The organism is Faucicola mancuniensis (genome assembly GCF_046523945.1).
In the GTDB taxonomy this organism is placed as follows: Bacteria; Pseudomonadota; Gammaproteobacteria; order Pseudomonadales; family Moraxellaceae; genus Faucicola; species Faucicola mancuniensis.
The window spans coordinates 2,622,968-2,636,375 of record NZ_CP171363.1; the positions used below are offsets into that span (position 1 = coordinate 2,622,968).

The following is a 13,408-nucleotide window of genomic DNA, read 5'->3' on the forward strand; positions in this document are numbered from 1 at the left end:
AATTTAATATAAAATTTTCTATTGATTATGTAATGCCTTAGCAATAAAAAAATTGCTGGCATAAACCAAAGCATAATAAATGATACTCCATAAAAAGCATCTTGCATATTTCTAAATCTAGTTGCGTAAACAAATAAAGAATCATGATCGTCAAAAAAATCAAATAAAAGAAACAAAAACAAAGAAATACTGGGAAATATGCCTACACATGAAAGTATGTAAATAAATTTTCTTTGATGAATTTTATCTATTTTTTTTAAAAAAATATCAGAAATCAATTTTAGGTACACAAAAAATCCAAAAATACCGAAACTTATCATATAGTAAAAATTAATAACGAGCAAGAGTAAAGTGATTACATCTATCATTTTTGACATTCCTGCACTTCAGGCATATCTTTACAACCAGTATTAAACCTATGTTGAGGGTTTAAGAATTCACCACCAACTTGATGATCTACATACCATTGAGTAACAGGTAACCATGAATTGTAATATTTTTCATGAATTGTTTGCAATGCTGGGTCATATTGTTCATTATACAATCTTTTGTAACTCCAACTATTTGTTTCATTCTGATAATTTTGGTAAATATACTGAAATTCTGGTTTTCCCTTTTTCATAATAGCATCACCAGCCTCGGAAATCCAACCAGAAAAACCAGTGTTATCAGCTATCTTTAACTGACCTCTCGAATGTTTTTCTGCCACTCTAAACCAAGGTTGTCCTGTATAACCATACATTGCTCCATAATAGTTTGCTCTATCATCAAGCGTTTTGATTGCACTATAACCAAAACCATTAGCAATGTTTAATGCATTTTTTGTAGAATCATTTATATCACTGGATTTGGCATAATGATTGCGTTTTGTTCCAATATATTCCAATGCAGATTTCATCTGTTGGTAACAAGAATAACTATTAGGGCTAGCTGTACAAGTTTGTTTTAATTTTAAATCTTGTTCTTTGGATATCTTGTCATACTGTAAGTTACAGTTTTCTAGCCCCCCTCTAATACAAAGAATTTTGTTGTTAAACTGATCATGACTCAAATAATTCCCTTGCGTCTGCCCCAAATTATTAGCAGTACTCGCTGTACTGTCGCCAATGGTTGCTCCTAGTCCTGCAGAGAGAGTAAGTAGAGTGATGTCTCTGGTTTCTTTGTTAAATCCTTGTTCTGTGAGATATTCGTCAATTTTTGGGATGGTGTAGGCGGTTGTGCCTGCAGACAGTCCACCTTGTATTGTTCCTGTCGCCAACAATCCAGTTGCTGTATGCAAAGCCACACGGTAAATACCACCCTCACCCCACTTATCGGCTTCTTCAGTATTTCCTGCATGAATAAGTTCAAGTTGTTTTTGTCCTGCATAATCTCCGACCATTTTCGGAGCTTCCTGCCCAAACGCTTGCGTAATCTGAGTTTGATTGTTAAGTTCAGCATTTAACTGACCTGCATTAAACGTATTTCTTAACGGCTCATTGAGTATGCCTACAGTCTTATTCGTCACCTGCGACTGCCCTGCCATCCCTGTCACCGCCCCATACGTGGTACTGGTATCACTATCCCCCACCTTACCATAACCAATACCGCTGATAGACGGCGAAGCTAACCCTGTTTTGTTGGCATTTAACCCTGCACTGATACCGCCACTTATCGATTGACCGTGATAATGAATGTGGTTTTGTATATCACCGACTTCTAACCCACCTTTAAACTGAGTCTGATTCGCTTCAGGGGTGGCAGTGGTAAAATATGCCCCATTAAAAGAGCTTTTACCATCAACCACCATATCAGAAGATTGGTACTGTAGCCCTGTCTGCTCAGTCACTTGGGCTAAGTCCATGGAGAGATTGGATTTACCGCCATTGATACTCACATTTTGTGGGATGCCTTGCATAGACACGTCGGCACTAAAGCCTACATTTTTTTGTTTACCGTCATATTTAGCGGTATCTTGACGACTGGTCGCAATAATCCCGCCACCGATGTGACCTGTGGCATAATCACCTTTCACCACCGCACCATCAAGCACCAAGTTACCACCGATGTTTTGATAGGTTGTACCACCGACATTGATATGAGAGTTGGCATTGGTGGTGGTTTCGCCATTGCCATAACCTTTTGCCATATTGGCATTGGCAGTAATACCTGCTCCATTTTGCGTGCTGGCATACACCCCAATGCCAAAGCCATTAGATTTATTACTGGTACGGTCATAGCCTGTACTGGATGCGGCTTGGTAAATCACATCACCTTCAACGTTATTATACAAGTCTCCCACTAAGTTGATGTCACTGCCTGTCACAGTAAAGTCACTGTCTTTACCTTTGCCTGCAATGTTTAACACTAAGTTATTGGCATCAATGCTTGATGCCTCATTTTTACCTGATAGGCTATCTTGCACGCTTTTGTTGGATTGACTGCCAAGTGTGGCTTGAATGCGAGTATTGCCTACCCCAGCTAATCCTTCTTTGCTTAACTCACTTTTTTGTAAGCTATCAACAGCACCTTGTACGCCTTTATCTAAGGTACGCAGCTTACTAAAGCCTGCAATACCCGCCATGACTTTCATTTTCTCACTGTTGGTGGTTTCACCCGCTTTCAGTAGACTATTAATGCTTTGAGCCTGATCGATTAAGCTATTAGACACACTCACGGTTAATCCGCTGGTTTTTTGGCTTTGGATATTGTGTGTTTGCGTTGTGGCAGTAGTATTACTCACGTTTGCCGATTTGGCATTAATCACCACCGTGCCATAATTGAGATCATGCACATTGTTCGTGGTTTGGTTTTTGGCATAGACTTTACTGCCAGTTTGCTGATAATGCTCACCTGCCGTGATAATGGTGTTACCATTTTTAGTTCCGACAATGCTACCAGTATGTGACACACTGTCCGTGCTGTTTTGATTTTGGGTTCTTTGTGTGCCAATGGTGAAGCTGGCACCCCCATTGCCAAATAGCCCAGATTTTTTCTCGCCATGACTGCTACTTTGATGTTCAGTGTTAGTCGCTGCATCAATGGTGACGTTTTTTCCACCCTTGATATAGGTGCCTTGCTGACTGATTGCATCGGTTGCCGTTAAATGCACGTTGTTTTTGGCATCAATGATGACACGGTTACCATTAATACTGCCTTTGATGGCTAAATCATTGTTATAACTGTAGTTGTCTTGGTTGGTTTTCTTACTTAACCAGTTTCTTTGGGTGGAGCGACTAGCAGTTTCTACGTTATTGGTTTCTCGACCTTCTTTAAAGCTGATATCCCCATTGTCCGCTTTAAGATAGGTTGTCCCATCTTCACTGTGAATGGTCGCTGCCGTACCAGTAATGTTGCCGTTTTTTGAGCGGATGATGGTGTCACCTTGGCCTACCACCACACTGCCAACATCTTCAGTATGCCCAGCTTTGATATAGTTGTTGTTATCATGAATGGCGTTGGTTTGATAACCAGTGTTGACGGCATTAAAGGCGATATTGCCACTGCTAATCAGTTGGGTGCTACCACCATGGTTAATCAGCTGACTGGCATTGAAGCTCGTGTTACCTGCCACATCAATGGCTAACGTGGTCAGTGGGTTGCCTTCATTATCCACTTGACCTTTTAAGCCATCTCCCACGTAGATGCTGGCAATTTGGTCAAGCCCAGTACGCCAAGTATTACTTTTGTTTTTTGAGCTTTCTGTGTGATATGTCGTTGAGGTGTTGTTTAAATTACCGCCCACACTCATTGACATAGCACTGTTAGCTTTGATGGTACCACCAATGTTGTTGGTGTCTTTTTTACTATTGATTTGGATAAAGTTACCTTGAATGACACCGCCAGCATTGTTATTGACATTGTTGGCACTCACACGCAAGGCATGATGTCCCACAATGTTACCTGAATTGCTTAAATCCCCTGTGAGTTGTAGGTCAGTGTTGTAACCCGCTACTAAACTGCCATCCCCTTTGATGTCACCAACATTGGAGCGTACATAGACTTTAGGGACGAGGGCTTTTTGGGTTTGTCCATTAGGTAATGTCATGTCTTGTTCAACCAGCCAGACAATATCGGTGGTGAGCTGTGCCACCTGAGAAGCGGTCAGGGCAATACCTGGGCGTAGGTTTAACGCATTGGCACTGGTAATCCCATTGTCCATCAAGGCTTGGTACATGGCATCGTCACTGCGGTAGTCACCTAAGAAGCGTTTACCAGTGAGCACCATGATTTGATCACGAATCATGTGTTGTTCATAGTAGCCATCTCCCAGGCGTTTGTGCATATTGTCCTGATTGAGCCCCAAGCGTTTCATCATGTAGTCGGATGATAACCAGTTTTTATAACCGGCAAACGCAGGGTCAGTGACGATTAGATAGCCGTTGGGGTTGTTGGGGTCGATTTTGTAGAGAGCACTGTTGGGTAAGCTGACAGCGGCCCCTTGGGTGCGAATTTCTTGAGCTTTTTGGGTATTGATGCTTTGGTTTAGTTGGTTGATAAGGTCACTTAAGGTGGCGATATCAACTTTTTGTCCTCCTTGTTGGGCAACCACTAAGTCAGCTAGCTGTTTTTGTTGCTCAGCGGTTAGGTTGACTGGGTTGGTTTTAGTGAAGTCCTGTAAGGCTTTGATGGCGTCTTGGACCCTAGCAAGGCTTGCACGGTCAACTTGTGTGCCGTTATTGGCTGTTTTGACGACTGTTAGGAGCGTTTGTAAATTGCCAATCGCTTGGTTGACAGCTGCCACTTGTTTGGTATCAATTTGAGCTTGATTGGCTTGATTTTGATTGGCAACTGTGACCGCGGTGACATACACGCCACTAACTGGATTATTAATGTTGAGAATTTTTAAATCATAAGGAGTACCTGTTGTTTTAGGATTCAGCGGTTGAGCCATATCTAATGGGGTTGAATTAGTATTTGTACCCCATTTTCCTTTGTAACACCAATTCCCTATACTCCTCCGACAGGTTTCATAAGGGCTATAATGGGTACCATTAAAATTCTCGTAACTGTATTTGGGAGTGATAGTTGTGGCTTCAGCATCCACATTGCCTGCTTGACCATTTACTTTAATGGTACCGCCAGCAATAATTTGGCTTTTATTGGTGTTAAATTTACCCAAGTCAAATACCATGTTACTACCCGAAACAATTCGACTCGGGTCACTAGTCACGGTGTCTTGCCCACTTAATAGCTCTGTATATTTGTAGCCATAATAATTATCATATAGCTCACCCGTTTTTAGAATTTTTAATCTATGGCGTCCGTCATTGTTATCTTCAGACGTAATTTCAACTACTTTTTCATTATAAATTGGATTACTACCATCACCTGAAATGCTATACTCAACTATCGGATTATTTTCAAGGACCTTTAACGCTGTTTTAAAATCCGCATTGATATTATTGAGTGTTTCAGTGGCAATCTGCATCGCACCCAATGACTCAATGGTTGCCCCACGGTTGGTCACGGTGGTGGCTTTGCCAGTGGCATGATTCTCGCTGTCTAAATCACCCCCAATGTGCAACTCACCATTACTTAAAATCTGAGCTTGACCATTAAAATCACTGTTAAATTTACCACGACGTGCCGTATTTGGGTTATTGTTTAAGGTTTTTACCCCAATGTCCAAGCGTTCACGAGCGGCAATTACTGGGGCAGAATTAAGCGTATTGCCTGGGGTGTTATTAAGCGTATCGGCTTTAATCGCTAAATGCGTGCCATAGATACGACCCTCACTTAAATTATTCACCGCATTGCCAGCAGTAATCAAGGTGTCATTACCATTAATTAACCCATGATTGTTGATATCACCAGTGGCGTTTAATAACGTGGAGGCATTACTGACTAATTCACCGGTTTGGGTGTTGTTAATGTCTTTGGCATTGACCGTCAGTTGTTTGTCAGCAGATAACGTACCGTCATTATTTACATTGCCTTGAGTGGTGATGGTTAATTCATTGGCGAGTAATTTATCACCTTTGGCATTGGTATAGTCAACCATTTGGTTAAGTGTCAGGCGATTGCCGCTGATTTCGCCGCCGTTGCTGATAGAACTAGCACTCAAGCTCGTCTCATTAGCTCGAATCACACCGCCAGCATTGGTAATGTTGCCCGTACTGCCTTGAGTGGTAATGGTTTTGGCTTCAATATGTCCGTTAGTGTTAGTTAGGCTTTGTCCCATCGCAACCTGGATGCCTTGATTGGCTAATAGTTGCCCTTGGATGTTATTCAAGGTTTGGGCATGAATCACTAAGTCATTACCTGCCACAATACCTTGATTGAGACTAACTTTGGTTAAATCTTGTTTGGTGTTTTGGTTATCAATACTATTGACGTTTAAAGTCATATTCTTAGTGGCACTGATAAGGCTACCGACTCCCGTGTTGGCTAAACCATTGGCGGTAATCGTGGTACTATCGCCCCACAGTTTACCGCTTTGGTTGTTGAGTGTGGCACTGGTGCCTGTGATGATTAACTGCTGATTACTGCCTATCACTCCTTGTTGATTGTTAATCTCATTGCCTGTGCTGGTGAGCGATAAGGCATCAGTAGCATTGATTAGACCTGATTGGTTGGAGATATCGCTTGCTTGCAATACGGCTTTGCCGTTGGCTAAAATCCCCCGACCTTCGCCTTGGGTGTTTTGGTTATCTAGCAAACCAGTCGTGGTTAAGGTTAGTTGACCATCTTTATCCGCTTGTTGGATACTGCCACCTTGGTTATTTAGGCTTTGAGCAGCTATAGTCACATTATTACCAATGACTTGACCAGCATGGTTGTCCATGACGCCTTGCGTGCTTGAGTTGATATTGGTTTGCGTGCTGATCACACCTTGGTTAGTTAAGGTTTGTTGGGTTAAGTTGATATCTTTGCCCGCTTGAATATTACCGCTCGCTTGGTTAGTCAGTTTTTGGCTGCTTGCGGTAATGGCATCTTGGCTGCTGATGGTAGCATTATTGTTTAAGGTGTCACCGCCGATGTTTAATGCTTGATTGCTATAAATTAAACCAGCATTGGTATTATTGAGGGTGTCTGCGTGGATATCAGCGGTGGTATTGGCTAATAGCTGAGCTTTCGTATCATTATTTAAGGTTCGTGCATTGACGTACAATGCTTGAGCACTTTGGAGTACAGCTTTTTCACCGCTGTTGGCTAGAATGCCAGCGTTTACGGTTAAATCACCTGTGCTGGCAATGACCTGACCTTGGTTATTATTTAAACTGCCTGCGGTGACGGAAAGTTGATCGGCTTGTATACCCCCAATATCATTGTTAAGCGTACCAGACACCGTGGCAGTTAGTTTGCCATTGGATAGCAGTTTGCCCGTTTGGCTATTATCAAGATTTTGGGCAATTAGCGTCGCTGTGCCAGTCCCGGCATGAATGACTTCGCCACCTTGGTTCTGGATATCGCCCGTTGCCATTAAGCTAAGATTGGTGGCATTGCCGCCTAAGTGACCTTGCTGATTGTCAATGGTACCCGTGGTTAATACAAAGTCTTGAGTGCCTGTTTGCTCAAGGGTGCCTCGTTGGTTGGACAGTGATTGCACTTTAAGTTGGTAACTATCGGCTTGCGTTATAGCGGCATTGTGGTTAAGGGCGTTGGCGGTGAAACTGGCTTGTTGGCTAACTTTGTTTTGTGATTGACTTAAATCGATATTACCCAAGGTGTTTAATGACAGATTAACCACTTGATTACGACTGCCGTGGTAGTCGAGTGCTGAACCCGTGACTGTCATACCCCCACTGGCAACATTGTTACCTTGGTTATGCTGTACACCAGTACTGGTGATGGTCAAGTGTTGTGGGGTGGTTGATAAGCTATTATCAGGGCTTAATCCTGCCACCAATCGACTACTTTGGGCTTGATTAAGTTCACCGGTTTGAATTGCTAAACGACCTTGGGCGGCAATCGTTGCTGTGTTGCTCAAATTAGTTTGGTTGTTGATATGCGTATTGGCTAAACTTGAAATGCTGCCACGATTGTTCAAGATTTGACTGTTAAGGTTTAAGTCCCCACGACTGGTTAGCTGAGCTGAGTTGGTGACCGCTTGAGCCGTTAGGACCAAGCTGCCATTATCACTGTAAATAACCCCGTTACCGGTATTGTTTAAATCACCCTTGAGGTTAAGTTGATTGGCTTTTACGGTTCCTGTGGTATTGCTAGCAACCACTTGACCGTCGGTATTGATTAGGGTATGTGCACTAACGGTTAAGCCATCCCCTTGAATTTGTCCTTGGCTATTATCAATATCGCCAGCAATCTGCCAGGTTTGATCGGCTAGGCTTAAGATATTGCCCTTGTCGCTGTTATTTACATTATTTGCGGTTAAACTTAACTGACCATTACCTGCATGTTCAATACGACCCGCTTTATTTTTTAACGTTGGGGTATTGATTATGAAGTTTTGGCTATTGGTGGCAATCTGACCTTGTTGGTTGCTAATACCGCCAGCGAAATTAAAGGTTAAGTCAGCAGTACCACTTTGTCTAATTGAGCCGCGTTGGTTATTTAGCTGGTTGCCTGTTAGTTGCAGGGTTTGACCACTTAGTGTACCGTCTTGGTTATTTAGCGTGCCTTTAGCAACCAGCGTCAACTGATGGATGGCGGTAAGGCTTGCCCCTTTCGTTGATAAATCCCCTTGGCTTGCCATCTCAATATCCGCTGCTTGGGTTTTGCTGCCATTTAAGTCAGTTGGATTGCCTTGTAAGCTAGCTTTGCCGGTCGCAATATGGGTACCACTACTGGTGAGTATACCCACTGCATTCATGGTTAGGTTGGCTGGGGTGGTGCTTAAATTGCCTTGGGTGTCAATGCCTGCGGCTAATATGCCGGTGTTGTTGACGGTTTGGGCGTGAATATTGGTGTTGCCTTGAGCGGCGATTAAACCCGTAGCCGTGTTGGTCAGACTGCCCATGGTAAGCGTATTACCTGTGGTGCCATACAGTTGCCCACTGTTGGTAAGTGTCTGGCTGGTGGTGCTGAGTTTACCACCTGCTACCACACTGCCTTTGTCATTTTTGATATCGGTCGCATGTAAGCTCGCATCACCTTGAGCCATGATATGACCATTTTGGTTGGTCAGGTTGCCTTGGCTATCAAGGTTTAAATTGCCCTCCGCTTGAATCGTGCCTTGGCTGTTGTAAACTTGGGTAGCCGTGATGGTGGCTTGTTTGCCTTGAATACTGCCTTGTTGATTGTTTAATTCACTTGTGCTAAGGCTAATATCGCCTAGGGTGGCTAAGACACCTTGTTGGTTGTTAATTTGCGGGGCGGTGAGGCTAATCCCTTGTTTGGCAACAATTTGCCCTTGTTGGTTGTTAAAACGGGTTAACTGCCAATCGAGTTTGTCAAGTTGGATACGACTGTTGATGTTGTCAATTGCTTGGGTGTTTAATCCATTAACCACAATACTACCTTGGCGTTGATTGGTAACGCTTGGGCTGGTCACTGTCATGGCACCATTGGCAGTGATGACGGCATTATTGCCTTGGTTGACTAAATTGTCCGCTTGGATATTGCCATCGGCGGTTATGGGTGCAAGCACCGGTTGATGGCTGTCCGTTGTCGGTGTGGTAGCGGTTGAGTTTGCCACTTGCTTGGTTGATCCAGTTTGTGCGGTTGATGGGGCAGTGGCTAGGGTTGGGGTAGTCGTCGCTGGGTGCTTGTCGTATAGGCTTTGACCAATGACGGCGTTGTCTTGGTTGGTTAAGTGTTGACTGGTCACATCAAGTTTACCACTGCCGGTTTGTTCAATACGGTTGGTTAAGGCTTGGGGTTTTTATATTGACTTGTCCGGCACTGATGAGCCCTGTGTTAGTGATTTGGCTTTGAGTAGTGGCATCGGTTTTAGTATGACTGCTAATGACGCCGCTGTTTTTAAGGGTTGGGCTGTCCAGTTTGACACTATCGGTCTTTGCTAACGGTGCCTTGGTTGTCAATACTACCGGTGTGTTTTAGATTTACCCCTTGTTTGGCGTTCATGGAGCCGGTGTTAATGAGGTTACCTTGGTTGTCTAGCGTGAGTGTGCTACTACTGCTGATGTCACCAGCATTGGTCACCCCCATACCTTTGTCGGTACCAATCAGACGAATTCTGCCAGCATACATGCCGCCTAGGCTTGAGATGTCTAAAGCCACGCCCGTGCTTTGATTGACACCGTTGTGACTAATTTTAGTGGTGGCTGGATTGGTTTCATAGCTAACCGTGTTGTTACCCGTAATGACATCAAGCTGTTTGCTGTAAACTTTAGCGTTAAGGGCAGTGGCTTGGCTAATCAGCTGGGTATAGTCGCTTTGGCTATCATCTAAGCCTTTGCCTTCAACGGTCATCTTACCGCTACCTATTTGAAATCCGGTTAAAGTGTCGTTGTTAAAGGTGGGTTTACCGGTGGTGAGCGTGGTACGAGCAGCGTTGATAAAACCACAGCCTGAGCAGGTGATACCCGCGGGATTGGCAATCACCAGTTCGGCTTTACTACCCGTAATTTCGGTGTAGCCAGCTAACTGGCTTGGATTACTAGAATTGACTTGGTTTAAGATGAGTTTGGCTTCACCTTTGGCAAGCCATGGGTTACCCTCTACCCAACCCGCAGTTTGGGTTTGTACATTGGTACGGCTGTTGTTAATAATAGCCCCATGCCTACCGATATCAAATTGACTAAAGGTGTTTTTAGAAACCCTTGGCTATTTGGGCTTTGAATGTTAATTTGGGCTAAGCCATTGGCAGTGTTTAACACCGTGGCTTGCTCATTTTTAGGAGCACCCTTATCTGCAATGATTTGGGTCTGTATCTCAGCATAGGCAACGTTTGCTACTCCTATGCTGACAAGGACAGCAGCAGTGAGACTAACCCATTTGCTATAGCAGTAGTACACGACCTCATTGCTTCCATCTAGTTGGCTGTCAGCTAAAACTACCTTGTTACTATTCGCACCTTGACTACCGGCTTTGCCTTGTGCCACAGTTTTTTCTGAGACAACAACTAATCGACCTAGGTGTTTGTTAAAGATAACACGATACAGACGGCTGTTCATATGGGGTTTCCTAATTTTTATCGGTATTTTAACCCCTATCCGTGTTTTTGTATAGTTTTTTAATAAATTAATAGGGTCTGCTATCGTTAAATTTAAGTTTAGTCTTTGATAAGCCATTCAAAAATTTTTTAATTTGGTTGATGTGATTGTAAACTTTACTAAACACTAAAAAATTAAGTTTTTTTACAATTAAAATTTATATTTATATGATAAATAGTCCAAAAATTCAAAAAATTAAAAATAAATTATCAAAAAATTTGTTTTATTGTTTTATAGCACTTTTTTATTGAGATTTTTTTATTATTTATCATGGGTTTATATGGTGGATTGTTTTTATTTAAAGGGGTTTGGTTACCAATATAAAGGGGTTTGGTTACCAATATAAAGTTAATTTTTATTTTTACTTTTAAAAGTAATTATAATATAATTACTTTTTTATTATTGGATATTTTTATGGGAAATCTAATTGTTAAAGATAATGCGTTAATTGAAGCAAGTCATAAACTTGGTGAAGTAGGACAACGTCTTATATTGCTTGCAATATTAAAAGCTAGAGAATTCTGCGATAATATTGAGCAATTAAAAGATAAAGAATTAATTATTCATGCCAATGATTATATTAATGCTTTTAATGTAGAAAGACAAAGTGCATATAAGGCTTTAAAACAAGCTGTACTTGGTTTATATAGAGCTGAATGGGGATATAGATATATTAACAATAGGGGTAATTTGGCGGTACGTTACGAACGTTTCACCCAATCTGCCGAATATGTAGAAAATGAAGCCACCGTTAAATTTATGTTTGCTAACGCCATTATTCCGATGTTGGTGGAGCTTGAAAGGGCTTTTACAACTTATGAAATAGAACAAGTGGCAAAATTGCAAAGTCGTTATTCTATGCGATTGTATGAATGTTTAATACGTTTTAAAACCACAAAAATATTAAAAATTAGTTTAGAAGAATTACGTTTTAGATTGGGGTTATTAAGTCATGAATATATTCGTATGAGTGATTTTAAAAAAGATGTATTGAACTTAGCGGTTAAGCAAATCAACGAACACACCGATATTGACGTAAAATACGAACAACAAAAACAAGGGCGGAAAATTGTTGGTTTTACCTTTAGTTTTAAGCAGAAAAAGGATAAATAAAAACCTACCGATGATAATAGTAAACAAAATTCTATGATTAAAATGACTGACAAACAGCGTTTAATGTTTGCTAAAAAACTGGCGAGTTTGCCAGAGTTAGGCAGTTATGCCCCTATCGGAGCTAGTACTGATGATTTTGCAAACAAAATCGCTGATGAACTGCTAGACCCTACCAAATCTGAGTTTTATTTGCCTTTTTTGGGTAGGGTGGGGGTTAATTTGGGGGCGATTTACTAGTACCAATACAAAGAATTTTGCCGTTAAGCTGATGTTTTAACTACTTTATGTTCTGGTTGTTTTTCCAGTTTTGTAAAGTGGTCTTGCTGATTTTGTATTCACTTGCTAGCTTTCGATAGGATATGCCCGATTCGAGTTTCGCTAGTATCATTTGTCGGTAGTCTTGTGAGTATGCCATACATTTTATTGTAGCATTTTTTTATTTCTATTACTATATTATTTTGCTCCATATACTACTTCAAATTTATATTGTGGATAATTTTTCTGTAACTTATTTATTGCATTTTGTGTTGCTTGACGTAATTTTGGAGAATCACCTTCCAAATTAAATCTAAAATGTTTTATATTATTTATTTCATTCAAACTAGGTATATTTTGACTTCCCCCTGTTGCACTCCACTCGGGATTTTCGATTACATTAACAGTTCTACCACGGTCTTCAAAGGTATTTTTCTTTAGACACGAAAAAGCAGTCTAAAAATACCTAACTAAATCCCTTAGCGTGCTATCTTTTCCGTTCGATATGCTGAACTGTATAACTAATAAAATTCACTCTTGGGGTTTCCTGACGTACCTGTGCCTTTATGCTTTATACGTTCCAACCATAAATCTTTTGGGATTCCTAATTTACTAGATTCTTCTTCACTTAAATCACTAATTCCTTTCATAATCAAATTTACCCAACTATCTTCTTCTGGGATATAAGCAAAATTCATTTTAAACTTTCCGTCTTTACTAAGATGAACTTCAAAATGTGTCCACTTTTCATTGGCAAAAATTTTGCATTTTTGTAGCTTTTGTATTAAATTTCTCAATTGAATAAATAAATTGCTTGGTAAATTAATAAATTCCTTCTGGTTATTTAATAAAATATTTGTGCACCCTATTTGAGAAGATGTATCATATATGAAGCCATCAAATATGATAGCTATTGCATCACTTGACATTATTGAAGCTAGTATATTAGCAATTTCTTGATAAATTTTTTGATCATCATTCAT

Annotated in this window: 8 protein-coding genes; 2 read left to right on the forward strand and 6 right to left on the reverse strand. The window is 41.1% G+C overall.

What is annotated here, in order from left to right; genetic code table 11:
- Positions 1-364: 364 nt before the first annotated feature.
- Genes ACGTJS_RS12880 through ACGTJS_RS12895 form a run of 4 tightly spaced genes read right to left on the reverse strand, consistent with a single transcriptional unit; the run spans position 365 to position 11,018 of the window.
- On the reverse strand, positions 365-9,709 hold the full coding sequence (locus ACGTJS_RS12880; protein ID WP_410472365.1) for a hemagglutinin repeat-containing protein: 9,345 nt from the start codon (positions 9,707-9,709) through the stop codon (positions 365-367).
- A 25-nt stretch (positions 9,710-9,734) separates the two neighbouring features.
- On the reverse strand, positions 9,735-9,923 hold the full coding sequence (locus tag ACGTJS_RS12885; RefSeq protein WP_410472366.1) for a hypothetical protein: 189 nt from the start codon (positions 9,921-9,923) through the stop codon (positions 9,735-9,737).
- A complete protein-coding gene (locus ACGTJS_RS12890) occupies positions 9,889-10,632 on the reverse strand; it encodes a filamentous hemagglutinin N-terminal domain-containing protein (RefSeq protein WP_410473283.1) in 744 nt (247 codons plus the stop codon). Before ACGTJS_RS12890 ends, ACGTJS_RS12885 begins: the two co-directional genes overlap by 35 nt.
- On the reverse strand, positions 10,563-11,018 hold the full coding sequence (locus tag ACGTJS_RS12895) for an ESPR domain-containing protein (protein WP_410472351.1): 456 nt from the start codon (positions 11,016-11,018) through the stop codon (positions 10,563-10,565). The genes ACGTJS_RS12890 and ACGTJS_RS12895 overlap by 70 nt, the downstream gene beginning before the upstream one ends.
- Positions 11,019-11,471: 453 nt before the next feature.
- Between ACGTJS_RS12895 and repM the strand changes: the two genes are divergently transcribed.
- Both repM and ACGTJS_RS12905 read left to right on the forward strand, forming a co-directional pair.
- The gene (repM, locus tag ACGTJS_RS12900; RefSeq protein WP_410472367.1) at positions 11,472-12,170 is read left to right on the forward strand and encodes a replication initiation protein RepM; all 699 of its coding nucleotides are present in this window, start codon (positions 11,472-11,474) and stop codon (positions 12,168-12,170) included.
- 33 nt (positions 12,171-12,203) lie between these two features.
- Positions 12,204-12,407: a hypothetical protein gene (locus ACGTJS_RS12905; protein WP_410472353.1), complete on the forward strand. Its 204-nt coding sequence runs from the start codon at positions 12,204-12,206 to the stop codon at positions 12,405-12,407.
- Positions 12,408-12,447: 40 nt separating this feature from the next.
- Here the strand turns inward: ACGTJS_RS12905 and ACGTJS_RS12910 are convergent, their stop codons facing one another.
- The gene (locus ACGTJS_RS12910; RefSeq protein WP_410472360.1) at positions 12,448-12,585 is read right to left on the reverse strand and encodes an IS630 transposase-related protein; all 138 of its coding nucleotides are present in this window, start codon (positions 12,583-12,585) and stop codon (positions 12,448-12,450) included.
- Between the two features lie 361 nt (positions 12,586-12,946).
- Complete coding sequence (locus ACGTJS_RS12915) at positions 12,947-13,408, reverse strand: hypothetical protein (RefSeq protein WP_410472368.1); 462 nt, start codon at positions 13,406-13,408, stop codon at positions 12,947-12,949.